The organism is Novosphingobium resinovorum, from assembly GCF_036352595.1.
GTDB lineage: Bacteria > Pseudomonadota > Alphaproteobacteria > Sphingomonadales > Sphingomonadaceae > Novosphingobium > Novosphingobium resinovorum_B.
Map to the genome: position 1 here is coordinate 157,805 of NZ_JAZFAX010000007.1, position 20,981 is coordinate 178,785.

Genomic DNA, 20,981 nt, shown 5'->3' on the forward strand with positions numbered 1-20,981 from the left:
GGTTTATGTCGGCTCTATCCGTCGAGCCGCATGAGGCGCGCTCCGGCCTCGTCGAGATCGCCCGCGGTCTTCACCAGCTTGGTGCGCATGTCGAAAAGCCGCTGCGCCGCGATCATCTCCGTCAGTACTTCGGAAGGGTTTACGTTGGACTGTTCGAGGGCTCCGGGAATCACCTGAGCGTTCTCGTCCACCGGCAGGATTCCGCCGTTCGGCACGCGGAACTGGCCCGCGATGTCCTTGGCGATCTCGGTGCCGGCGGTGCTGACGAGCTTAAGCTTATCAAGCACTTGCGGCGCGGCATCGGGCGTATCGGGATCGCTGGCGAGCACTCCGCCGTCCGGCCCGATGGTGACTTTCGAACCCGGCGGCACGGTGATCGGGCCGGACTGACCGATGACCGGTAGCCCGTCGCCGTTCTGCAGCACTCCGGTCACGGTGATCGAGAGATCGCCGCGCCGGGTGTAGCTTTCCTGCCCGTCCGGCGCCTGCACCGCGAGCATGGCATCGCCCTGCATCGCCACGTCGAGCGGCTGGCCCGTACGGTTGAGCCCGCCCGCCTTCATCGACGCCGCCGACACCTCCGCGCTCGAAAGCGCGCGCACTTCAAGCTGTGGGCCTTCCAGTGTGGTGGGTGTCGCCTGCAGGATTTCCGCTTTGAAACCAATGGTTTGTGCGTTCGCCATGTTGCTGGCGATGACACGCTCGCGGTTCATCGAGGCGTTCATGCCCGAGACGGCGGTGTAGATAAGGCGGTCCATGGTCTGTCCTTTGGGGGGCAGTGCTTGTAGCAGGGGCTTCGACAGGCTCAGCCTGAGCGGGGTTGGGAGGTCCTACCCCCGCTCACCCTGAGCTTGTCGAAGGGTTACAGCGCCTTACGTGCGCAGGTTGATGACGGTCTGCGAGATCTGCGTGGCGGTATCGATCGCCTTCGCATTGGCCTGGAAGTACCGCTGCGCGCTGATGAGATCGACGAGTTCCTCGGCGATATCGACGTTGGAGCGCTCCAGCGAGCCCGAGTTGATCGACCCGAAAGCGCCCGAACCCGGGGCACCGTAAGCGGCCGGGCCGGACTTTCCGGTGACCTTCCAGCTGGAATCGCCGACCTGCTTCAGTCCCGTCGGCGCGGTGAAGTTGGCGAGCGCCAGAGTGCCGATATTGGTGTTGGTGCCGTCGTCGTAGGAGGCGACGACCTGGCCCTCGTTGTCGATCGTCACGCTCGCCAGCGTCGAACCGGCGGCATTCTGCGGGGCGACCAGCGCATCCTGATGGGTCGCAGTGTTGACGGTGCCGTTCGTGTTCGGGAACACCTGCAGACGGCCGCCCTCGGCATTCTTGATGTAGCCGTTGCCGTCCACGCTGAACGCGCCGTTGCGGGTGTAGGTGGTCTGGCCCGAGATCGGCGAGGCGGTGGTGAAGAAGCCTTCGCCGCCGATCGCGAGGTCAAGCGCATTGCCGGTCTGCTCGATCGCCCCAACGCCGAAGTTCTGGCGGATTTCCGCCACGCGAGAGCCGATACCCACGGTCAGCGAGGGGTCGGTGATGACCGAGGACGAGATGATGTCGGCGAACTGGGTGTTGCTCTTCTTGAAGCCGTTGGTCTCGGCATTGGCGATGTTGTGCGAGATGACGTTGAGGTCGGTCTGCGCGTTCTTCAGGCCGGTGAGCGAGGTGTAGTAGGACATCTGTTATCTCCGAAAATGAGGGTCAGGCAGAGGGGGTCTGAGAAGCGGCGAGCTTGGCGATGGCGGCGGCGGTGTCGTTCTGCGCCGAGACGACCTTGTCGAGCTTGTCGGCGATCGACTGCAGCGTCTCGCCGCTCCTGGTGCTGCTCGCGAGCGAGGAGAACTGCGCCATCTGGGCCAGCATTTCGTTGTTGTCGGTCGGGTTCGTCGGGTCCTGCTGCTTGAGCTGGGCCGTCATCAGCTTGATGAAGTCCCCCGAATCGAGATCGGCGAGCGAGTTCTTGGCCTTCACGGTCGAAGTTGCCGTGGTCGAGGTTACGGGATTGACGGTCATTTCATCCTCAGGGTGTCGAGCATCAGCTGCTTGGCGGTGGAAAGGGCCTCGACCATGTTCTGGTATTGGCGCGAGGCTTCGAGCATCTCGACCATTTCCGCGTTCTCATCGACCGGAGCGGTCCACACGTCGCCATTGGCATCGGCGAGCGGGTGATCGGGGTTGTGCTGGCGCACCGCGGCGGCCTTTTCGCGCACCACGCCGCTGACCTTCACCGAGGCGAGGCCGCTGGCGCGGTCCAGATCCTCGGAGAAGACGGCGCGGATCGGCTTGTAGGCGTCGTCCTCTGTGGCCGAGACGGACCCTGCGTTGGCAAGGTTCGAGGCCGCCGCGTTCATCCGCACCAGCTGTGCCGACATGCCCTTCTGGGCGACGCCGAAGAGGTTCATCGGGCTGCTCATAGCTTATTCGCCCCGCAGCGCGCGCTTGACGGTGTCGACCCGTCCGCGAATGAAATCGAGCGTGGCCGAATAGCCGACCGCGTTCTCCGAGAAGGCAAGCTGCTCGTTCTGCAGTTCCACCGTGTTGCCGTCGAGCGAAGGCATCACTGGCACGCGGTAGAGTTCGGCGCCCTTGGCGGCCTGATCGGCGTCAGCGCCCTTGTCGGCGGCGCGGATCGCGGCCGAGAAGTCGATGTCCTTTGCCTTGTAGCCCGGCGTGCCGGCATTGGCGATGTTCGAGGCGATCAGGCCCATGCGCTGCGAACGCAGCTCCAGCGCCTTGCCGTGTATTCCGAAAAGGTCTTGCGACATGGGTTTTGCGGTCCCGAAAACTGTGTTGCCGGGTACTTCGCAAAGGGCGTGCCAAACGGTTGCAGCTGTTGGGAGAAGGCTGGACGAACCGCGTGAAAGCGCCCCTTTTCCGTCATTGCGAGCGCAGCGAAGCAATCCAGGGCGGCGCACAACGGCCCTGGATTGCTTCGCTGCGCTCGCAATGACGAAGAGGAAGGCGGCAAACCTTTGCCGGTCGGCGGCAAATCCGCGCTGCCGCCTGAAATCGTCGCTTCGCTGACGTTCTATGTCTTCAAAAGGAGGACTTGTCCGGATGCTTTTCTCCACCCTGTTCGACCCGCTCGGCGCATCGATCGTCGTGGGGGGCACCTGCCTTGCCACCGTTTTGCGCTGCGGGCTGGGCGATACGAGTGCGGCGCTCGGCGCGGCGGGGCGGCTGTTTCAGCCGCGCTTCAAGGCCTCGCGAGCAAGGGCCGAACTGGCGACGCAGGTTCAGGAAATCCAGCAGGACGGCGTCATCCGCGCCGAACCGCACCATGTTGGCGACGCCGAGATCGACGACGTCACCGACGCCCTGATCGGCTCACGCTCGATCGAGGCGCTGCAGGAGGCCCACGTCGCGCACAAGCGCCGCCGTCTGCGTGAAAGCCGGCGCGCCATCCGCACGTTCGACCAGGCGGCGGAGTTGTCGCCGGTGTTCGGCCTTGCCGGAACGTTGGTGTCGCTCACCCGCCTGCCCGCCAACCCGGATGCAGCGGCGGATTTCACCAGCGCGATCTCGATGGCGGTGCTGACGACGCTCTACGGGCTTCTGCTCGGCAACCTGCTGTTCGCGCCGGTCGGCCGCATGATCGCCCGCCGCGCCGCGCGCGAGGAGGGCGAGCGCCAGCGCGTGCTCGACTGGCTTCAGAAGCAGGTCGTCGGCGCGCTGCCGCACCTGCTGGAGGCGAAGCGATGAAGCATGGTTCCTTCGGCTGGCAGACCTCGCTTGCCGATCTTTCGCTGATCCTGTTCATGCTTGCCGCTGCGGCGCTGCACCAGCGGCCGCCTGCAAAGCAGCCCGACCGGGCCTCGCCGCAGTCGGAGCCGGTGGCGGTCTACGAAGCCGCATCCGGCGCACCGCGCCTTGACGACTGGCTGGCGCAGCAGGCCGCCGATCCGCGCCAGCAGCTGACTATCATCACGCGTTACGGGCCGCGGCCCGGTGCGCGAGAGGCGGCCTTGCGCGAAGCCGCGCGGCTGCTGGAGGAAGCGGGGCAGGCGGGCCGCGCCGCGCGGATCGTCGTGGAACCGGGCGGCGGACCTGCCCGCGTGGCGCTCGCTTACGATACGCCGAATGGCACGGGACTTGCTCCTTGAGGGGGTGAACCTGTTCATCGCCTTGGAGGTCGCTCCCTAGAATGTCCCTCAGTCTCGTGGTGCTCGCCGCCACTGTCTCGGCGCAGTTCGCCGATCTCGATGCCATAGACCGGCAGGTCGTCGCCTTTACCGGTGCCCAGGTCGGGCAGGCGGGAGGCGCGATCACGCCGGTTGACCGGAGGTTGCGCCTGCGGCCCTGCCGCACCGGCATGGCGCTGTCATGGCGCACGCCCGCGCAGGACAGTGTCGTCGTCCAGTGCGGCGATGCGGGCGGCTGGCGTATCTTCGTGCCGGTCCGCAGCGCCGGGGGAGCGGCGCAAGCCGGGCCGATCGCGATTGCGCGCGGCGATGCCGTGTCGATCGCCGTTTCGGGCGAAGGCTTCACCGTCTCCCAGCCTGGCGAGGCGATGGAGTCCGGCCCGGTCGGCGGGTGGATCAAGGTCCGCCCGGTCTCCGGCACCGTCGCGCGCGGCGATGTGATGCGCGCGCGGATCGAGCGGCCGGGGCTGGTTTCGGTGCCCTTGCCGTAAGATTGCCGCCTTCCGGCAAAATTCTGCCGCTCTATTTTCGATGCCGCCCTAAAAAGCCCGCCGCCCTTGCCGTTCTGGGGTTCAGGACATCTCAAGGAGCGGCAACATGCCACCAATCGAAGTGGGGTCTGCGCAGCGCGTCGGCGCTATCGAAAGCAGGCTGGCCCGCGTGACGGGCGGTGACACGACCACGACCGTCGCGAAGGCGACGACCAGTTCAACCGTCTCGGCCGCTCCGTCGATCGAGACTTCCCAGGCGCTGGCGGCCGGCAAGGCCCCGGTCGACACCGACCGCGTCGCACTCATCCGCCAGGCGGTGGAATCCGGGACCTATCCCTTGGTCCCGGCCAAGATCGCCGACGCCATGATCGCGGCCGGAATGCTGTTGAGGACAGGACACTGATGATGACTTCCGACCTTCGCGAGAGCCTGCGGCAGATGCTTGCCGTTCTGGAAGAGGAACGGCAGGCGCTTGCCGCTCTCGACCTCGATGCGATCGTCGGGACCACACGCGACAAGGACCGCCTGTGCGGGGCCATAGACGCTTTCGGCGCGCCCGAACTGGACGAGGAATGCCGCTCGATGCTCGACACCGCGCGGCGGCTGAACGAGGTCAACCGGCAGGTGCGCAATATCATCGCCGCCAATGTCTCGCGCCGCCTGAATGCCTTGACCGGGAGCCCGCAGCTCTATCGCATTCCCAAGGGCTACGCGGCGATGGCGAGGGCCTGATACCTAATCTTTCGTCATTGCGAGCGAAGCGAAGCAACCCAGGGCGGCGTAGTGCTGCCCTGGGTTGCTTCGCTTCGTTTCGCTCACGGGTGGCGGGGGGAGCCGCTTGGCACACCTCTTGCTGAAACTGCCCGGCAACCACTTTAGCCGGGAGCAGCATCTTGAGTGACGGACGGGTTCTCAGCGGCCTTGGCACGCTTGCGGCGGCAGGCGCGCAAGTGCGCGATGCCATCGCCAAGGCCGCGCAGGCCACCGGGGTCGACTTCGACTACCTGCTGGCCCAGGCCAAGATCGAGTCCAGCCTCAACCCGGCCGCTCGCGCCAGCACCTCCAGCGCGGCGGGGCTCTACCAGTTCACCTCCGGCACTTGGACCGCGACGATGGGCCGCCACGGCGCCGAGCACGGCATGGGCTGGGTTAACGACGCGCTCGGCACGCCGACCGGCCGCGCGCAGGTCATGGCGATGCGCTACGACCCCGAAGTCTCGGCGCTGATGGCGGGACATCTTGCGGCCGACAACCGCGCCGACCTCACCGCCCGGCTGGGGCGCGAGCCGGATGCCTCCGAACTGTACCTCGCGCATTTCCTCGGTTCGGCCGGAGCGGGCAAGTTCCTGGAGGCGCTCGCTGCCGATTCCACCCAGAGCGCCGTCGCATTGTTGCCCAAGGCCGCCGCCGCCAATCGCGGCATCTTCTTCGCGGGCTCTGCGCCGCGCTCGGTCGGCGGGGTCATGGCGCTGATCCGCGACAAGGTGCAGGGTGCGATGGAGGGCGGTTACACGCCGTCCACGACGATAGACTGGGCCAACCCGCAGATCGGCTACCAGACTGCCGGGCTCGACGCCCACGCCGGGCCGCTCGCGCGAGAATTCCACCAGAACCAGCCGCAAACGGCGACGCCGCAGCGCCCGATGTCCGAAACCCTCGCCGCCGCCTTCGGAGGTTCCAGCACATCCGCTCCCGAGAATGTCCGCGCCGCATACGCCAAGCTTGCGAGGCTCGGTTTGTGAATCTGCTGTCGCGGATCGGCAACCCGGGGGCGATTGCGCTTCCGGCGGGTATCCTCGTTCTCATCTGCCTGATGATCGTGCCGGTTCCGGCGATCGTGCTGGACGTCTCGTTCGTGCTCAACATCGCGCTGTCGGTGGCGGTGCTGATGGCGGCGATGAATGCGGAAAAGCCGCTCGACTTCTCGGCCTTCCCCTCGGTCCTGCTCTTCGCGACGCTGCTGCGGCTGGCGCTCAATGTCGCCTCCACCCGCGTCGTGCTGGTTCACGGGCACGAGGGCGAGGCGGCGGCGGGCAAGGTGATCGAGAGCTTCGGCGCCTTCCTGATCGGCGGCAACTTCGCGGTCGGGATCTTCGTGTTCCTGATCCTGATGATCATCAACCTGGTGGTCGTCACCAAGGGCGCGGGCCGTGTTTCCGAAGTCTCCGCGCGCTTCACGCTGGACGCGTTGCCGGGCAAGCAGATGGCGATCGACGCCGACCTCGCCGCCGGGCTGATGACCGCCGACGAAGCCAAGGCGCGCCGCCGCGAAGTCGCGACCGAGGCCGACTTCTACGGCTCTATGGACGGCTCCTCCAAGTTCGTGAAGGGCGATGCGATCGCCGCGTTGCTGATCCTGGGCGTCAACATCGTCGCGGGGTTCTGCCTCGGCATGATCTCGCACGGGCTGTCCGCCTCGCAGGCCGCGCAGACCTATATCACGCTCGCGATCGGCGATGCGCTGGTGGCGCAAGTGCCCGCGCTGCTGCTGTCGATCGCGGCGGCCATCATCGTCACCCGCGTGTCGGACAGCCGGGGCCTTGCCGGGCAGATCGGCGGCCAGTTCGCCTCGCCCGGCACATGGCTGCCCGTGGGCATGGTGCTGGCCGCCATCGGGGTGATCCCGGCGATGCCGCAGTCGATCTTCCTGCCCGCCTCGGCGATGGCGTTCTGGCTGTGGCACAGCCTCAAGAAGCGCGCCGACCGCGCCCTGATCGCACCGGTGGTGGAGGACTTGCCCGAAGCCGCGCCCGACCCGTCGAAGATCACGCTGGAGGATGTCTCCGACCACACCCTCGTCACCATCGAACTGGGCTATGGCCTCGTCCAGCTGGTGGACGAGCGGCGCGGCGCCCCGCTGGTCAGCCGCGTGACCGGCGTGCGCAAGCAGTTGAGCCAGAGCTTCGGCTTCATCGTCCCGCAGTTCCGCGTGCGCGACGCGCTCGACATGCCGCCGCACGAATATCGCATCGTGCTGGGCGGGGTGAACCTCGGCGGCGCGATGGTGCGGGCGGAGAAGGTGCTCGCCATCGATGCCGGAGAGGCCCGCCCCGGCAGCGCCCTGCGCGGCGAGTCCTGCTTCGACCCCAGCTTCGGCTGCCCGGCGATGTGGATCGACCCCGCCGCGCGCGATCAGGCGACGGCGGACGGGTTCCTGACCGTCGATCCCGGCACCGTCATCGCCACGCACCTCAACCAGCTGCTTTCGGCGCGGCCGCAGGACCTGCTCGGCCCGGATCAGGTGCGCGCGCTGATCGAGGCGCTGAAGGACCACTCGGCGGGGCTTGTCGAGACGGTGACGCCGCAGCCGCTGAGCCTCGCCGCCGTCACCCGCCTGCTGCGCGCGCTGTTGGAGGACTACATCCCGATCGCGCATCTGGTGCCGATCTTCGCCAGCCTTTCGCGCGCCGTGCAGCAGACGGTGGACCACGACCGCCTCGTCGAACTGGTGCGCGCGGACCTCGGCGCGCTGATCGTCGGGCGCATCTGCTCGCCCACGCAGCGGCTGCCGGTGGTGACGCTCGACGCCGGGTTGGAGGGCGCGATCGTGCAGGGCATGGTCGATCCCGCGACCGGCCAGCCGGTGATCGAGCCCGACCTCGCCCGCATGATCGGCGAGCGCATCGTTGCCCTCGGCGACATGCGCGGGCCGCACGCCCTGCCGCTGGCGCTGGTGGTGCAGCCGAGGGCGCGCCGCGCGCTCGCCGCGCTGCTGCGCCTGCGCGCACCGGGGTGCCTCGTCCTCTCGATCTCCGAATTGCCCGCGACGCAGCCGATCGAAGTGATCGACGTGATCGGCGCCGCCGCTCCGCCGCATGAGCCGATGGGCCTCCCCGCCCCTGACGAAGAAAGCACCTCTGAAGAAAGTTGGGCCGCATGAATATCGACCAGATGTCGTTCTCCGCCCGCAGCGCTTACCGGGGCGATGTCGCCGACCGGGTCCGGCGCTTCCTACCGATGGTCAAGCGGCAGGCCTGGCACGTCCACGGCACCGGGCGCCCGGGGATCGAACTGGAGGATCTGGTGCAGGTCGGCCTCGTCGCGCTCACCGAATGCGCGCAGAAGCACGACCTGCCGACCGAGGACGGCTTCGCCGCCTACGCCAAGATGCGGGTGCGGGGGGCGATGGTCGACCTCGTGCGCCGCGCCGCGCCGGGCACGCGCGGGACGTCCGAGCGTCGCCGGATGCTGGCCGATAAGGAGACGCAGCTGCGCGGGCGTCTTGGCCGCGATCCGAGGCCCGACGAACTGGCGCAGGCGATGGGCATGGGCGCGGGTGAACTGGTCTCGCTGCAGGATGCTGCCCGCCCGATGCGCTTCGAGCCGATCGACGAGGTCTATTCCGACCAGTCGATGACTTTCGCGACGGAAACGCCCGACAGCTTCGCGATGCTGGCCGATGCTGAGATGCGCGGCGCGGTCATCGCCGCGATCACCGACCTGCCGGACCGGCTGAAGCTGATCGTGCAGCTCTATTTCGTCGAGGAACTGAACCTCGCCGAGATCGCCGAGGTGTTGCAGGTTTCGATCCCGCGCGTGCATCAACTGAAGGCACAGGCGATCGATAAGCTGCGCGAAAGCCTGAAGGGCGTGGCGGACGTATTGTGAATCTTCTTCTTCGTCATTGCGAGCGAAGCGAAGCAACCCAGGGCGGCGTAGTACTGCCCTGGGTTGCTTCGCTTCGCTCGCAATGACGAATGAGTGGGAATTACTTGTCCAGCCGCACCGCGCGGTTTTCCTGCGGCACCTGACGTACCGGCACGGCCGCGAGCCATTCCTGGAACGCCTCGTTGTCGATCATGCCGCGTTCCACCTCGGTGCCCTGCTTGAAGGTGGCGAAGCCGTCGCCGCCTTCGGCGAGGAAGTTCACCACGGTCACGCGGTACTTCGCGACCGCATCGATCGGCTTGCCGTTGAAGGTCAGCGACACCACGCGGCTGCGTGCCGGGCGGCGCATGTCGTAGGTGAACTTCACGGAGGAGGACGCCGCCAGCACCTGCTTGGCGCCGTCGTCATCCAGGCCGTCCTCGATCACTGCGCGCACCTGCGCGCCGGTCAGGGTCATCGTCACCAGTTCGTTGTTGAACGGCTGCACCGCGTAGACCTGCCCGAAGGTGACGGTGCCGTCCGCCGCCGGGTCGATCGGCGCGCGGATGCCGAAGGGATTGGTGAAGGCGATCTGCGAGCCCGCCGACTTCGCCCCGGCAACCTGCGAATCGGCGATCAGGTTGCCCAGCGGGCCACCGTTGTTGCTCTCGCTCGATCCCTTGGCGGCCGGGCCGGACAGCTTGCCTACCGGACGGGTAATCAGCCCCGCCGCATCCTTCACGTAGCTTGCGACATACTCCGCGACGTCCCCGCGCGGCTGAAACTGGGGGTAGGCGGTGGTGTTGGGCACGTCACCCCGGGCGCTGCTGTAGCCGGGCGACTGGACGATGACGTTGTGCGCCTTCTTGGCGATCACCTTGTGCGATGCCGGATCGATGGTGAGGGTGATGTCGGTCACCAGCTTGCCGTAGACGCCCGCGCTGGTCAGCAGGATCGGGGAACCGTCGCCCGACTGCCCGTACTGGCACACGTACTGCCAGTGCGTATGTCCCGAGACGACGAGGTCGACGCCGGGGTTCAGCCTGTCGAGGATCGGCTTGATGTCGCCGGAGAAGCCATCGCACGAATTGGGATCCTTGGCGGTGGTGGTGCCGCCCTGGTGGATCAGTACGACGACCGCGTCGGCGCCCTCGGCCTTGAGCACAGGGATCGCCTTGTTGATCGCCTCGGCCTCGTCGCCGAAGGTCAGGCCCTTGAGCTGATCGGGTGAAACGAGCAGCGGCACCGTCTTGAGCGACAGGCCGACGAAGCCGATCGTCACCTTGCTCGCGCCTTCGCCGAAAGTCTTGAGGCCGGTGGCGGGGAACAGGGTGGTGCCGTCGTCCTTGTAGGTGGCGGCGGACAGGTACTTGTAGGTCGCGCCCTTGAACTGTTCCAGCTGGCAGGGCTGGAGACGGGTGTTCTTCTCGCAGCCGCCGTTCTGCAGGCGCAGCAGTTCCTTGGGGCCGCGGTCGAACTCGTGGTTGCCCACCGCGTTGAATTCGAGGCCGATGCGGTTCATCACGCCGACCGCCGGCTCGTCGAGGTGGAGCGAGGAGGCCAGCTGCGAGGCGCTGGTCAGGTCGCCTGCCGCGACGACGACGTTGTTGGGATGCTCCGCTTTCAGCGAATCGACCGCCGAGGCCAGCCACGCACCGCCGCCGGCAGGTACGGGGATGGTCTTGCCGTCAGGGCCGGGCGCATCGACCGAGGCCTTCGGCGGCTCCAGCGCGCCGTGGAAGTCGTTGATGGCGATGATGCCCACTTCTACCGGCACGGCGGCAGGCGGCGTCGATGCCTGCCGTGTGGCCTGCGGGGCAGCGCAGGCGGCGGCGAAGATGAGGGCGAGGAGCGGCAGGGCGCGGAAGCGGGGGGAGGTCATGATCCGGCTCTATCGCAACGAAACGTTGCAAACCAAGGACCAATTTCGCCGACGGGGCGTGCTGATTGTCAGCGCACCTGTTCCTCCAGCGCATGCATGTCCTCGTCCGACAGGCCGAAATGGTGGCCGACCTCGTGGATCACCACATGCGTGACGAGGTCTTCGAGGTCCACGCCGGTTTCGCACCATTCGGCCAGCAGCGGCTGGCGGTAGAGCATGATGCGCGGCGGCAGGTCGCCTGAAAGCCAGATCGATTCGCTGTCCATCGGCCGGCCGTGGTAGAGGCCGGTCAGTTCCCAGGCATCCTCGATGCCCATGTCCTGCAGCACCTCCTCGTCGGCGAATTCCTCGATGTGGACGGTGATGCCGTCGAGGTGCCGGGCGAAAGGCTGGGGGATGCGCGCGAAGGCGGCGTGGGCAAGGGCCTCGAACTCGGCGGCGGAGGGGGGAGGTCCGAAACGGCGGGTCATGGACGGGGTTGTGGCAGGTTTTGCAGCGCGGCGTAAGTCGTCGTTCCGGGATGGTCCGAGGGGGCTTCGACAAGCTCAGCCTGAGCGGGTTTGAGAGCTGGTCTTCAAATCCCGCTCAGGCTGAGCTTGTCGAAGCCCCCGCAGCATAGCGCCATCCACACCCACGCCCCTTGCCTTCCTTGCGATTCCGCGCCGTTTCTGCGACCAAACCGGGCATGGTTCCGGCAATCTTCGGCCTCTCCGGCCTGACCCTCACCGACGACGAGCGCGCCTTCTTCCGCGATGCCGATCCGGCGGGCTACATCCTGTTCGGCCGCAACGTCGAAAGCCGCGTGCAGGTCCGCGCGCTGACCGACGAACTGCGCTCCATCCATGGGCGCGACCGGCTGTTCGTCTGCATCGACCAGGAAGGCGGCCGCGTCGCGCGCATGAAGCCGCCGACGTGGGGCGCCTACCCGCCCGGCGAGGCGTTCGACCGGCTCTATCGCCTCGCCCCCGCCAGCGCCATCGAGGCGGCGCGGCTGAACGCGCAGGCGCTGGGGCTGGATCTGGCCGAAGCGGGCGTCAGCGTCGATCTCCACCCGCCGCTCGACTTGCGCCATCCCGGCGCGCACGACATCACCGGCGACCGCGCGCTCGGTGCCGATCCTATGCAAGTGGCCGCGCTGGGGCGGGCGATCCTCGACGGGCTGGGCCGCTCGGGCGTCGCGGGCTGCATCAAGCACATTCCCGGCCACGGCCGCGCGCTGGCGGACAGCCACAAGGAACTGCCCACCGTCACTGCCTCCGCCGAGGAACTGGAGCTGGACATCGCCCCGTTTCGCGCGCTTTCCACCACCCCGATCGGCATGACCGCGCATGTGCGCTACACCGCGTGGGACGGCGAGTTTCCGGGCACGCTCTCGCCCTTCGTGGTGCAGGAGATCATCCGCAAGGCGATCGGCTTCTCCGGCCTGCTGCTGACCGACGACCTCGACATGCAGGCGCTTGTCGGCAGCGTTCCGGAACTGGCGGCGCAGGGAATCGCGGCGGGCTGCGACATCGCGCTCAACTGCTGGGCGAAGATGGACGACATGGTCGGCATCGCGCAGGCCCTGCCGGTGATGGCTGCGGAAACCGCCGCTCGCCTGGATGCGGCGCTGGCCATGACCGGTCCTGCTACCGAGGCCGACCACGCCGACCTGCTCGCCCGCCGCGACGCCCTGCTGGCGCTTCAGGCTGCCTGAAATGGCCAGCAATCCCGGCCTTTTCGACGACTGGGATGAGGAGCGCCAAGCCGCTCAGGCGGACAAGCTGTACCTGGAGATCGAGGGCTGGGAAGGGCCGCTCGATCTGCTGCTCGACCTTGCGCGGCGCCAGAAGGTGGACCTGCTGCGGATCTCGATCCTCGAACTGGTCGATGCCTACCTGACCTATATCGAGCAGGCCGAGGCGGTGCGGCTGGAGCTGGCGGCGGACTACCTCGTGATGGCGGCGTGGCTGGCTTACCTCAAGTCCGCGCTGCTGCTCCCGCGTGAGGAGCAGGAGGATCCGAGCCCCGAGGAAATGGCCCTGCGCCTGCAACTGCGGCTCCAGCGCCTGGGCGCCATGCGCGAGGCGGCGGGCCGCCTGATGGGCCGCGATCGACTGGGCCGCGACGTGTTCCTGCGCGGCGCGCCGGAGGGGCTGCGGGTCGATCGCAAGTCGGCCTGGCAGTGCGAGTGGTTCGACCTCGTAAAGGCTTACGGCGATGTGAAATTCCGCTCGCAGCCGGTGGTGCATATGGTGCGCGAGCGGATGGTTATGACGCTCGACACCGCGATCGCCCGCGTCGCCTCGATGCTGGGCGTGGCGATCGACTGGATGGAGCTGCGCGACTTCCTGCCCGCCGCTCACGGAAGCTGGGAAAGCCCGCAATTGCGCCGTTCCGCGCTGGCCTCCAGCTTCGTCGCGGCACTCGAACTGGCCCGTACCGGCAAGGCCGAACTGGCGCAAAGCGAGACGTACGGCCCCCTGCACCTAAGGGCACTCAAAGGCACCCAACAGTGACACAAGGTGCCCACAGCGACCTCCAGCCCGCCCCGGACGACGTCCAGCGCGCGGTCGAGGCGGCCCTGTTCGCCTCCGCCGAACCGATGACCGCCGACCAGCTCGCGCTGCACCTCGGCTTCACCGAAGGCGGGCGCGAAGTGCGCCCGGCGCTCGCCGATCTGCAGCGCCATTACGAGGGGCGCGGCATCCACCTCGTCGAGCGCGGCGGGCGCTGGCATTTCGAGACCGCGCCCGATCTCGCCCACCTGCTGCGCCGCGAGAAGGAGGACGTGCGCCGCCTCAGCCGCGCCGCCACCGAGGTCTTGGCGATCGTCGCCTACCACGAACCCGTCAGCCGCGCCGAGATCGAGGCGATCCGCGGCGTGCAGACCGCCAAGGGCACCCTCGACGTGCTGATGGAGGCGGGCTGGGTGCGCGTCGCCGGGCGGCGCGAGGTGCCGGGCCGGCCGGTCATCTATGCGACGACGCCGGTGTTCCTCGACCACTTCGGCCTGGCCTCCCTCAAAGAGCTGCCGGGGGTAGAAGAATTGCGCGCGGCGGGCTTGCTCGATCCGGTCGACGAGGACATGATCGAGACGGCGCTGGGCGGCGCGAAACCGCAGGTTCGAACCGAAGATGACTGAGGTGCGACCACCGAAGGACACAACCATGACGGGCTGGCAACTTGGGTTCAAAGCGCCTACATGCCCCCCGTCACCGGTCGGAATCGACCGTATGTTTTGGAGTTGAGGTTATGGGTAGCTTCTCGATCTGGCACTGGCTGATCGTTCTCGTGATCGTGCTCGTGCTGTTCGGACGCGGCCGCGTGTCGGAAATCATGGGTGACTTCGGCAAGGGCATCAAGAGCTTCAAGGACGGCATGAACGAGGAAGAGGCCAAGAAGGCCAAGGAAGCCTCGGCTCCCGCCGTCCAGATTCCGTCGCAGCCGGTCGATCCGGTCGCCCCGCAGCCGACCGTGTCGGCGGAAACCAAGAACGAGCAGCTTTGAGCGCTCGGGGCTGACAGGCGATGTTCGACGTCGGCGCATCCGAACTGTTGATGATCGTGATCGTGGCGGTCGTCGTCATCGGTCCCAAGGACATGCCGATGGCCTTGCGCACGGCCGGTCGCTGGATCGGCAAGATGCGCAAGATGAGCAACCATTTCCGCTCCGGCATCGACGCCATGGTGCGCGAGGCCGAGCTGGAGGAAATGGAGCGCAAGTGGCGCGAGCAGAACGAGGCGATCATGAAGGCCAGCCCGCAGCTGCCTTCGATGAACCCTTCCGCCGACGATATGCAGGCGCCCGCGTCTTCGGCGCCGGAAGGCAATGCTACCGTGACGGCTGACGTGGAAACGCCCAAGGTCGAAGAACCCAAGCAGGCTGAATTCCACCTTCCCCCGCCGCCGCCTTGAGGCGAAATGCCATGAGTTCCAATCACTTTCGTCATTGCGAGCGTAGCGAAGCAATCCAGGGCCGCGTAGACCGCCCTGGATTGCTTCGCTACGCTCGCAATGACGATCAGGGGTCAGGCCCTCCCGCCTCGCACTCTGCCCTGAGGCCGAAATAAATGCAGCCCTTCCGCATTTCCGACATCGACGATTCGCAGGCCCCGCTGCTCGACCACCTGATCGAGTTGCGCGGCCGCCTGCTGCGGGCGTTCATGGCCTTCGCGCTGGCCTTCGCGGTGTGCTTCTACTTCGCGGGCGACATCTTCGCGTTCCTCGTCCGCCCGCTGACCGAGGCGTTTCCGCCCGGACAAGGCAAGCTGATCTACACCAAGCTTTACGAAGCCTTCTTCGTCGAAGTGAAGATCGCGATGTTCGCGGCGTTCTTCGTCAGCTTCCCGGTGATCGCCAACCAGATCTGGCAGTTCGTCGCCCCCGGCCTCTACGCGAAGGAAAAGAAGGCGTTCCTGCCGTTCCTGATCGCGACGCCGGTGCTGTTCACGATGGGCGCGGCGCTGGCCTATTACGTGGTGATGCCCACCGCGTTCCACTTCTTCCTCACGTTCGAGGGCCAGAAGGGCGGCCTCAAGCTGGAGGCTTTGCCGGGCACGGGCGACTATCTCGCGCTGGTGATGCAGTTCATCCTGGCCTTCGGGATCAGCTTCCTGCTGCCGGTGCTGCTGATGCTGCTCAACCGCGCCGGGATGGTGACGCGGGCGCAGTGTGTCGGCGCGCGGCGCTATGCGATCGTCGGCATCTTCATCGTCGCCGCCGTGGCGACCCCGCCCGACGTCGTCTCGCAGCTGCTGCTGGCGGTGCCGCTGCTGCTGCTGTGGGAAGGCACGCTGATCCTGATGTGGTTCACCGAACGCCGCGACGCCAAGGACCGCGCGCGCGAGGAAAAAGCCGTAGAGGAAGCAGCCAAGGCTGCCGGACACGCTGCGGCGGAGTGAGGGCTGCTAAGGTCCGGCGTTGCGCGGGGGCTTCGACACGCTCAGCCTGAGCGGGGTTGGGATTTTTGCGCTACCTCCGCTCACCCTGAGCTTGTCGAAGGGTCAGGCTGAGCCTGTCGAAGCCCCCTGCGGAAAGGCGATACCCTCGCGGGCTTTCCCGTTTCGCGCAAGTTCGCTGACCAGAGACCAGTCTCCCGCCATCATCGCTTCCTTCTTGGCGCGGCCCCAGCCCTTGAGCTTGCGTTCTGCGGCGAAGGCATCGTCGCGAGTCTGGAAATCCTGCGCCCAGAGGAATGTCACGGGCAGGCGGCTTGCCGTGTATCCGCCGAGGGCGCCGGTCCGATGCTGCGCGATGCGGCGTTCGAGGTCATCGGTGTGGCCCACGTAATACGATCCGTCGCGGCAGCGCAGGATGTATGTGTGGAACGCCATGGACTGAGGGTCTGGCGTTGCGGGCGGGCTTCGACAAGCTCAGCCTGAGCGGGTTGGGGTTAAAACTCGGCAAGGGGCGGTCCGAAAAGCAACCTCGTCGTCCCGCTCGGCCCGAGCGGATTGGGGTTAATCCTCGGCAATGGCGCGGTCAGGAAAGCAACCTACCAACCCCGCTCAGCCTGAGCTTGTCGAAGGCCCCGAGGCTGGGCGCGAGGTTCCCGTGCTTCGACGGGCTCAGCATGAGCGGTGTAGGGCGAAAGCAGTGCGCTTACCGCCGCACCCCCGCCTTGCCGCCGTCCTGCGCCGCCGACCATGCCAGCCTGCCGCCGATCCACGTTTCCAGCACATGCGTGCCGCGCAGCGCCTGCGGTTCGGCGGTCATCGGGTCTTCGTCCACGAACAGGAAGTCCGCGCGCATGCCCGGCGTGATGCGGCCGAGGCGGTCCTCGGCGAACAGTGAGTAGGCCGCGCCCGTGGTGTAGGCGCCCAGCGCCGCCTCGCGGGTCAGCACTTCCTGCGGCTGCCAGCCGCCGGTGGGCTGGCCGTCCGCACCGGTGCGGCTGATCGCCACCGCGAGGCCCTCGAAGGGATGCGCGGGCTCTACGGGCGTGTCGGAGCCGAAGGCCAGCTTCGCACCGGTCGCCGCGATCGACTTCCACGCATAGGCCCCCGCCAGCCGCTGCGGGCCGAGACGCGCCTCGGCCATGACACGGTCCGAGGCCTCGTGCTGCGGCTGCATGCTGGCGATCACGCCATTGCGGCCGAAGCGCGGGATGTCGGCGGGATCGACGATCTGCGCATGTTCGATGCGCCAGCGCCGGTCGCCCTTGTAGGTCTGCGAGAGTTCCTCGATCGAATCGAGCACCGTGGCATTGGCCTCGTCGCCGATGGCGTGGACCGCGACCTGGAAGCCGTCCATCGCCGCGCGGCTCATCAGGTTGCCGAGCTGGGTCTGGCTCATCTGCGGCAGACCCTTGGTGTTGGCGTCATCCGCATAGGGCGCCTTGAGCCACGCCCCGCGCGAACCCAGCGCGCCGTCGAGGTACAGCTTCACGCCGTTCATCTTGAGCCGGTCGTCGTCGATCCACGGCGTCGGGCCGGGGCCGCCGATCAGCGTCATCGCTTCGATCCCGCCCGCGTAGGCGACCACGCGCATTCGCAGGAGGTGCTTGTCGGAGGCGCGGCGGAAGGCCTGCCAGTCCTCGATCGAGGTGCCCATGTCGGCGACGGTGGTGACGCCGGCCGCGAGGAACTGCAGCTGCGCCTCGCCGAAGGCGGTGTCGGCATCTTCGGGGCGCGGCTTGGGGCGCTTCTTCTCGACGAGCGCGGTGGCGGCGTCGATCAGCACGCCCGCCGGGGCCCTGGAGCCCGCGATGCGCAGCACTTCGCCGCCCGCCGGGTCGGCGGTGGACGAGGTGACGCCCGCTGCGGCCAGCGCGGCGGAGTTGGCCCAGCCGGCGTGGCCGTCGATGCGGGTGAGCCAGGCGGGCTTGCCGCCGGTCACCGTGTCGAGTTCGGCGGCGGTGGGCATGCGGTCCAGCCCCCAGCTCGCCTGGTTCCAGCCGCCGCCGAGGATCCACGGCGCCTCGGGATGCGCGGCGGTCCACGCGGCGATGCGCGAGAGGGCCTCGTCGAGCGACTTCGCCATCGACAGGTCCAGCGTCATCCTCGCGAAGCCGGTCGCCATGACGTGCCCGTGCGCGTCGATCATGCCGGGCACGACGATGCGGCCCTTGCCGTCGACCTTGTAGTCCACCTTCTTGGGCCGCTTGTCGCCCTTGTGGAAGACTTGCGCGATCTTGCCCTGCGGGTCGATCAGGAAGCCCTCGAAGCGCTCCACGCCGCCCTTGCCGTCAGGGGTGACGCCCTCGACGTTGTCCACGAGGATGTCGGCGAAGGCCGGGGCTGGGAGGAGCGTAAGGGCGAGGGCAATGGCTACAGACCCGCCCCCCTCTCTGTCACCCTGAACTCGTTTCAGGGTCCATCGGGCAGCCTGTCCTGCCATGTGAGACAGCAAACCTACAGGGCAGCTGGCGAACCGGGCCATCGGCCTGAAAGGCCCAATGGACCCTGAAACAAGTTCAGGGTGACGACTGGAGTGAAACGACGAGGGGAAGGGCATGAACGCGGTATTCCGAAACTTCACGATTTACCCTTCTGGGGGAGCCGCTTGATGATGGCGCTCGTGTCGAGCCGCCCGCCGCCCGTGGCCTGCACGTCGGAGAAGAACTGGTCGACCAGCGCCGCCACCGGCAACGAGACGCCAAGGCCCCGGCCTTCCTCGAGGCTGAGGCCCAGATCCTTGCGCATCCAGTCGATCGCGAGGCCGAAGTCGAATTCGCCCGCGTCCATGGTCTTCCAGCGGTTGTCCATCTGCCACGACTGCGCGGCCCCGCCCGAGATCGCCTCGTAGACTTTGTCCATGTCGAGGTGGGATGCCTGCGCGAAACGCACCGCCTCTGCCAAAGCCGCGACGTTGCCGGCGATGCAGATCTGGTTGGCCATCTTGGCGATCTGGCCCGAACCCGCCTTGCCGACGTGGACGATGCGGCTGGAGTAGCTCTCCATGATCGGCCGCGCGGCTTCGAGCGCATCGTCACGGCCGCCGCACATCAGGGTGAGGGTGCCATTCTCCGCGCCGATCTGCGATCCGGTCATCGGCGCGTCGACGCAGTGGATCTTGAGGTCGCGCGCTTCCACCGAGATCTGCCGCGCGATGCGGGCGGAGACGGTGGTGTGGTCGATGAAGGTGCCGCCGCGCTTGAGCATGCGGAACACCCCGTTGGGGCCGAGCACGACGTCGGCAAGATCGTCGTCGTTGCCGACGCAGGTGATCACCACGTCGGCGTCCTGCGCCGCGTGGGCCGGGTTGGCGGCGATGCGGTGGGCGAGGCCGGGGTTGGCGTCGCGCCACTTGCGCGCACGCTCGGGCGTGCGGTTGTAGATCGTGAGTTCGTGCCCGGCCTGCGCGATGTGCCGCGCGATCGCGCCGCCCATGGTGCCCAGGCCGATCATCGAGACCTTGCGCGGAGGTACGGCCGGGGCGGCGGGGGCTTCGGAGGCGGTCTCTTCGGTCATGGCCCGTTCTTAGCGCCTTTTGGCCAAAAGCAAACCGGCGAAGGTGTCCTTCGACGGGCTCAGGATGATCCTTCGACAGGCTCAGGATGAGCGGGGGTGGCGCAAACCTCGCAAATCCGCTCAGGCTGAGCCTGTCGAAGCCCCCGCGTGCGGGCACGACATCCTTTCCATCCCTCGCCATTTCCGGTAGGCGCGCGGGTCTATGGACCAGACTTTGCTCAACACCGCTCCCGCGGGCCTCGAAGACGCCCCGCTGACCGCAGCCGACGTACGCGCGGCGGGGATGCGAATTTCGGGCAAGGTCGTGCGCACGCCGACGCTCTACAGCTCCACGCTGAGTGCGATCACCGGCGCCGAGATCTGGCTCAAGTTCGAGAACCTGCAGTTCACCGCCGCCTACAAGGAGCGCGGCGCGCTCAACGCACTGCTGCTGCTGACCGAGGAGCAGAAGGCGCGCGGCGTCATCGCGGCATCCGCCGGCAACCACGCGCAGGGCCTGAGCTACCACGGCACCCGTCTCGGCGTGCCCGTCACCATCGTGATGCCCAAGACCACGCCGACGGTGAAGGTCATGCAGACCGAGAGCGTCGGCGGCAAGGTGGTGCTGGAGGGCGAGAGCTTCGACGAGGCCTATGCCCACGCCCGCAAGCTGGAGGGCCAGCTGGGCCTCACCTTCGTGCACCCGTTCGACGACCCGAACGTTGCCGCCGGGCAGGGCACCGTGGCGCTGGAAATGCTGGAGGACGTGCCCGAACTCGACACGCTGGTGCTGCCGGTGGGCGGCGGCGGCCTGTCCTCGGGCATGGGCATCGCCGCGCGCGACATCCGCCCCGACATCCGCCTGATCGGCGTCGAGGCGCAGCTCTACCCCTCGATGTACAACCTGCTCAAGGGTACCACCCTGCCGATCGGCGGCGATACGCTGGCCGAGGGCATAGCGGTGATCGCGCCGGGGCTGATGACCTCGAAGGTGCTGCGCCCGCTGCTCGACGAGTTCCTGCTGGTCAGCGAACCGCAGATCGAGAGCGCGCTGGCGCTGCTGCTGCAGATCGAGAAGACGCTGGTGGAAGGCGCGGGCGCCGTCGGCCTCGCCGCAGTCATCAACAACCGCGAGCTGTTCACGGGCCGCAAGGTCGGCCTGGTGCTGTCGGGCGGCAACATCGACACGCGCCTGCTGGCCAACGTGCTGCTGCGCGATCTCGCCCGCTCGGGCCGCCTGGCGCGCCTGCGCATCGGCTTGCAGGACCGCGCCGGGGCGCTGTTCAAGGTGGCGAAAGTATTCCACGAGCACAACGTCAACATCATCGAGGTCTTCCACCAGCGCATCTTCACGCACCTGCCCGCGAAGGGCCTGGTCACGGAGATCGAGTGCGAGGCGCGCGACAAGGAGCAGTTGCAGTCGCTGATCGCGGGCCTTCGCCGCGAGGGCTACGAGGTGAAACTGGTCGAGACCGAGTGACGGTTCGAGGGTAACGATTACACCG

The 20,981-nt window shown here is 67.5% G+C and carries 25 protein-coding genes; 15 read left to right on the forward strand and 10 right to left on the reverse strand.

Annotated elements, in window-relative coordinates; translation table 11 throughout:
- Nucleotides 1-14: 14 nt before the first annotated feature.
- From V2S85_RS09385 to flgB, 5 genes are all read right to left on the reverse strand, one after another.
- Nucleotides 15-758, reverse strand: a complete 744-nt coding sequence (locus V2S85_RS09385) for a flagellar basal body rod protein FlgF (protein ID WP_330702597.1) — start codon at nucleotides 756-758, stop codon at nucleotides 15-17.
- Nucleotides 759-872: 114 nt separating this feature from the next.
- The gene (locus tag V2S85_RS09390) at nucleotides 873-1,682 is read right to left on the reverse strand and encodes a flagellar hook-basal body complex protein (protein WP_330702598.1); all 810 of its coding nucleotides are present in this window, start codon (nucleotides 1,680-1,682) and stop codon (nucleotides 873-875) included.
- Between the two features lie 22 nt (nucleotides 1,683-1,704).
- Nucleotides 1,705-2,016 carry a flagellar hook assembly protein FlgD gene (locus tag V2S85_RS09395; protein WP_330702599.1) on the reverse strand — a complete coding sequence of 104 codons (312 nt, stop codon included), beginning with the start codon at nucleotides 2,014-2,016 and terminating at the stop codon, nucleotides 1,705-1,707.
- Nucleotides 2,013-2,405 carry a flagellar basal body rod protein FlgC gene (gene flgC / locus V2S85_RS09400; protein ID WP_419198181.1) on the reverse strand — a complete coding sequence of 131 codons (393 nt, stop codon included), beginning with the start codon at nucleotides 2,403-2,405 and terminating at the stop codon, nucleotides 2,013-2,015. Before flgC ends, V2S85_RS09395 begins: the two co-directional genes overlap by 4 nt.
- Before the next feature lie 15 nt (nucleotides 2,406-2,420).
- Entirely contained in the window at nucleotides 2,421-2,768 is a 348-nt protein-coding gene (flgB, locus tag V2S85_RS09405; protein ID WP_330702601.1) for a flagellar basal body rod protein FlgB, read from the reverse strand.
- Nucleotides 2,769-3,060: 292 nt separating this feature from the next.
- Between flgB and V2S85_RS09410 the strand changes: the two genes are divergently transcribed.
- The 8 genes from V2S85_RS09410 (at nucleotide 3,061) to V2S85_RS09445 (ending at nucleotide 9,244) form a co-directional block, all read left to right on the forward strand.
- Nucleotides 3,061-3,705 (forward strand): MotA/TolQ/ExbB proton channel family protein, encoded by a 645-nt coding sequence (locus tag V2S85_RS09410; RefSeq protein WP_330702602.1) that lies wholly within the window; start codon nucleotides 3,061-3,063, stop codon nucleotides 3,703-3,705.
- The gene (locus V2S85_RS09415; protein ID WP_330702603.1) at nucleotides 3,702-4,106 is read left to right on the forward strand and encodes a hypothetical protein; all 405 of its coding nucleotides are present in this window, start codon (nucleotides 3,702-3,704) and stop codon (nucleotides 4,104-4,106) included. Before V2S85_RS09410 ends, V2S85_RS09415 begins: the two co-directional genes overlap by 4 nt.
- A gap of 41 nt (nucleotides 4,107-4,147) precedes the next feature.
- Complete coding sequence (locus tag V2S85_RS09420; RefSeq protein WP_330702604.1) at nucleotides 4,148-4,636, forward strand: flagella basal body P-ring formation protein FlgA; 489 nt, start codon at nucleotides 4,148-4,150, stop codon at nucleotides 4,634-4,636.
- A 106-nt stretch (nucleotides 4,637-4,742) separates the two neighbouring features.
- The gene (gene flgM / locus V2S85_RS09425; RefSeq protein WP_330702605.1) at nucleotides 4,743-5,039 is read left to right on the forward strand and encodes a flagellar biosynthesis anti-sigma factor FlgM; all 297 of its coding nucleotides are present in this window, start codon (nucleotides 4,743-4,745) and stop codon (nucleotides 5,037-5,039) included.
- A gap of 2 nt (nucleotides 5,040-5,041) precedes the next feature.
- Nucleotides 5,042-5,368, forward strand: coding sequence for a flagellar protein FlgN (locus V2S85_RS09430; protein ID WP_330702606.1), 327 nt, complete (start codon nucleotides 5,042-5,044; stop codon nucleotides 5,366-5,368).
- 161 nt (nucleotides 5,369-5,529) lie between these two features.
- A complete protein-coding gene (locus tag V2S85_RS09435; RefSeq protein ID WP_330702607.1) occupies nucleotides 5,530-6,378 on the forward strand; it encodes a transglycosylase SLT domain-containing protein in 849 nt (282 codons plus the stop codon).
- A gap of 71 nt (nucleotides 6,379-6,449) precedes the next feature.
- A complete protein-coding gene (locus V2S85_RS09440) occupies nucleotides 6,450-8,516 on the forward strand; it encodes a flagellar biosynthesis protein FlhA (RefSeq protein WP_419198183.1) in 2,067 nt (688 codons plus the stop codon).
- Nucleotides 8,513-9,244: a sigma-70 family RNA polymerase sigma factor gene (locus tag V2S85_RS09445; RefSeq protein ID WP_330702609.1), complete on the forward strand. Its 732-nt coding sequence runs from the start codon at nucleotides 8,513-8,515 to the stop codon at nucleotides 9,242-9,244. The genes V2S85_RS09440 and V2S85_RS09445 overlap by 4 nt, the downstream gene beginning before the upstream one ends.
- Before the next feature lie 100 nt (nucleotides 9,245-9,344).
- Here the strand turns inward: V2S85_RS09445 and V2S85_RS09450 are convergent, their stop codons facing one another.
- Both V2S85_RS09450 and V2S85_RS09455 read right to left on the reverse strand, forming a co-directional pair.
- On the reverse strand, nucleotides 9,345-11,105 hold the full coding sequence (locus V2S85_RS09450; protein ID WP_330702610.1) for a bifunctional metallophosphatase/5'-nucleotidase: 1,761 nt from the start codon (nucleotides 11,103-11,105) through the stop codon (nucleotides 9,345-9,347).
- 68 nt (nucleotides 11,106-11,173) lie between these two features.
- Nucleotides 11,174-11,575, reverse strand: coding sequence for a metallopeptidase family protein (locus V2S85_RS09455; protein WP_330702611.1), 402 nt, complete (start codon nucleotides 11,573-11,575; stop codon nucleotides 11,174-11,176).
- A gap of 215 nt (nucleotides 11,576-11,790) precedes the next feature.
- Between V2S85_RS09455 and V2S85_RS09460 the strand changes: the two genes are divergently transcribed.
- The 6 genes from V2S85_RS09460 to tatC all read left to right on the forward strand — a co-directional run bounded on the left by V2S85_RS09460 (nucleotide 11,791) and on the right by tatC (nucleotide 15,987).
- Nucleotides 11,791-12,801, forward strand: coding sequence for a glycoside hydrolase family 3 N-terminal domain-containing protein (locus tag V2S85_RS09460; protein WP_330702612.1), 1,011 nt, complete (start codon nucleotides 11,791-11,793; stop codon nucleotides 12,799-12,801).
- A gap of 1 nt (nucleotide 12,802) precedes the next feature.
- Nucleotides 12,803-13,603: a ScpA family protein gene (locus V2S85_RS09465; protein ID WP_330702613.1), complete on the forward strand. Its 801-nt coding sequence runs from the start codon at nucleotides 12,803-12,805 to the stop codon at nucleotides 13,601-13,603.
- Nucleotides 13,600-14,229 (forward strand): SMC-Scp complex subunit ScpB, encoded by a 630-nt coding sequence (scpB, locus tag V2S85_RS09470; RefSeq protein ID WP_330702614.1) that lies wholly within the window; start codon nucleotides 13,600-13,602, stop codon nucleotides 14,227-14,229. Before V2S85_RS09465 ends, scpB begins: the two co-directional genes overlap by 4 nt.
- A gap of 110 nt (nucleotides 14,230-14,339) precedes the next feature.
- Entirely contained in the window at nucleotides 14,340-14,594 is a 255-nt protein-coding gene (locus tag V2S85_RS09475) for a twin-arginine translocase TatA/TatE family subunit (RefSeq protein ID WP_330702615.1), read from the forward strand.
- A 20-nt stretch (nucleotides 14,595-14,614) separates the two neighbouring features.
- A complete protein-coding gene (gene tatB / locus V2S85_RS09480; protein WP_330702616.1) occupies nucleotides 14,615-15,001 on the forward strand; it encodes a Sec-independent protein translocase protein TatB in 387 nt (128 codons plus the stop codon).
- 155 nt (nucleotides 15,002-15,156) lie between these two features.
- The gene (gene tatC, locus V2S85_RS09485; RefSeq protein WP_330702617.1) at nucleotides 15,157-15,987 is read left to right on the forward strand and encodes a twin-arginine translocase subunit TatC; all 831 of its coding nucleotides are present in this window, start codon (nucleotides 15,157-15,159) and stop codon (nucleotides 15,985-15,987) included.
- A gap of 102 nt (nucleotides 15,988-16,089) precedes the next feature.
- Here tatC and V2S85_RS09490 read toward each other — a convergent pair whose 3' ends face one another.
- The 3 genes from V2S85_RS09490 to V2S85_RS09500 all read right to left on the reverse strand — a co-directional run bounded on the left by V2S85_RS09490 (nucleotide 16,090) and on the right by V2S85_RS09500 (nucleotide 19,497).
- Nucleotides 16,090-16,419, reverse strand: coding sequence for a GIY-YIG nuclease family protein (locus tag V2S85_RS09490; protein ID WP_330702618.1), 330 nt, complete (start codon nucleotides 16,417-16,419; stop codon nucleotides 16,090-16,092).
- A 268-nt stretch (nucleotides 16,420-16,687) separates the two neighbouring features.
- The gene (locus tag V2S85_RS09495) at nucleotides 16,688-18,424 is read right to left on the reverse strand and encodes an amidohydrolase (RefSeq protein WP_330702619.1); all 1,737 of its coding nucleotides are present in this window, start codon (nucleotides 18,422-18,424) and stop codon (nucleotides 16,688-16,690) included.
- A gap of 137 nt (nucleotides 18,425-18,561) precedes the next feature.
- On the reverse strand, nucleotides 18,562-19,497 hold the full coding sequence (locus V2S85_RS09500) for an NAD(P)-dependent oxidoreductase (RefSeq protein WP_069708942.1): 936 nt from the start codon (nucleotides 19,495-19,497) through the stop codon (nucleotides 18,562-18,564).
- A gap of 202 nt (nucleotides 19,498-19,699) precedes the next feature.
- Here V2S85_RS09500 and V2S85_RS09505 point away from each other — a divergent pair, with 202 nt between their 5' ends.
- Nucleotides 19,700-20,956, forward strand: a complete 1,257-nt coding sequence (locus V2S85_RS09505; protein WP_330702620.1) for a threonine ammonia-lyase — start codon at nucleotides 19,700-19,702, stop codon at nucleotides 20,954-20,956.
- Nucleotides 20,957-20,981 lie beyond the last annotated feature (25 nt).

Bases quoted from the DNA above. Each gene is read 5' to 3' on its own strand.
- tatB (WP_330702616.1), top strand. From the start codon at position 14,615: ATGTTCGACGTCGGCGCATCCGAACTGTTGATGATCGTGATCGTGGCG.
- tatC (WP_330702617.1), top strand. From the start codon at position 15,157: ATGCAGCCCTTCCGCATTTCCGACATCGACGATTCGCAGGCCCCGCTG.
- flgC (WP_419198181.1), bottom strand. From the start codon at position 2,405: ATGAACCTCTTCGGCGTCGCCCAGAAGGGCATGTCGGCACAGCTGGTG.
- V2S85_RS09500 (WP_069708942.1), bottom strand. From the start codon at position 19,497: ATGACCGAAGAGACCGCCTCCGAAGCCCCCGCCGCCCCGGCCGTACCT.
- V2S85_RS09385 (WP_330702597.1), bottom strand. From the start codon at position 758: ATGGACCGCCTTATCTACACCGCCGTCTCGGGCATGAACGCCTCGATG.
- V2S85_RS09390 (WP_330702598.1), bottom strand. From the start codon at position 1,682: ATGTCCTACTACACCTCGCTCACCGGCCTGAAGAACGCGCAGACCGAC.
- V2S85_RS09420 (WP_330702604.1), top strand. From the start codon at position 4,148: ATGTCCCTCAGTCTCGTGGTGCTCGCCGCCACTGTCTCGGCGCAGTTC.
- V2S85_RS09505 (WP_330702620.1), top strand. From the start codon at position 19,700: ATGGACCAGACTTTGCTCAACACCGCTCCCGCGGGCCTCGAAGACGCC.
- V2S85_RS09395 (WP_330702599.1), bottom strand. From the start codon at position 2,016: ATGACCGTCAATCCCGTAACCTCGACCACGGCAACTTCGACCGTGAAG.
- V2S85_RS09455 (WP_330702611.1), bottom strand. From the start codon at position 11,575: ATGACCCGCCGTTTCGGACCTCCCCCCTCCGCCGCCGAGTTCGAGGCC.
- V2S85_RS09475 (WP_330702615.1), top strand. From the start codon at position 14,340: ATGGGTAGCTTCTCGATCTGGCACTGGCTGATCGTTCTCGTGATCGTG.
- V2S85_RS09445 (WP_330702609.1), top strand. From the start codon at position 8,513: ATGAATATCGACCAGATGTCGTTCTCCGCCCGCAGCGCTTACCGGGGC.
- flgM (WP_330702605.1), top strand. From the start codon at position 4,743: ATGCCACCAATCGAAGTGGGGTCTGCGCAGCGCGTCGGCGCTATCGAA.
- V2S85_RS09495 (WP_330702619.1), bottom strand. From the start codon at position 18,424: ATGGCAGGACAGGCTGCCCGATGGACCCTGAAACGAGTTCAGGGTGAC.
- V2S85_RS09415 (WP_330702603.1), top strand. From the start codon at position 3,702: ATGAAGCATGGTTCCTTCGGCTGGCAGACCTCGCTTGCCGATCTTTCG.
- V2S85_RS09430 (WP_330702606.1), top strand. From the start codon at position 5,042: ATGACTTCCGACCTTCGCGAGAGCCTGCGGCAGATGCTTGCCGTTCTG.
- V2S85_RS09410 (WP_330702602.1), top strand. From the start codon at position 3,061: ATGCTTTTCTCCACCCTGTTCGACCCGCTCGGCGCATCGATCGTCGTG.
- V2S85_RS09440 (WP_419198183.1), top strand. From the start codon at position 6,450: ATGATCGTGCCGGTTCCGGCGATCGTGCTGGACGTCTCGTTCGTGCTC.
- V2S85_RS09490 (WP_330702618.1), bottom strand. From the start codon at position 16,419: ATGGCGTTCCACACATACATCCTGCGCTGCCGCGACGGATCGTATTAC.
- V2S85_RS09465 (WP_330702613.1), top strand. From the start codon at position 12,803: ATGGCCAGCAATCCCGGCCTTTTCGACGACTGGGATGAGGAGCGCCAA.
- flgB (WP_330702601.1), bottom strand. From the start codon at position 2,768: ATGTCGCAAGACCTTTTCGGAATACACGGCAAGGCGCTGGAGCTGCGT.
- V2S85_RS09460 (WP_330702612.1), top strand. From the start codon at position 11,791: ATGGTTCCGGCAATCTTCGGCCTCTCCGGCCTGACCCTCACCGACGAC.
- V2S85_RS09450 (WP_330702610.1), bottom strand. From the start codon at position 11,105: ATGACCTCCCCCCGCTTCCGCGCCCTGCCGCTCCTCGCCCTCATCTTC.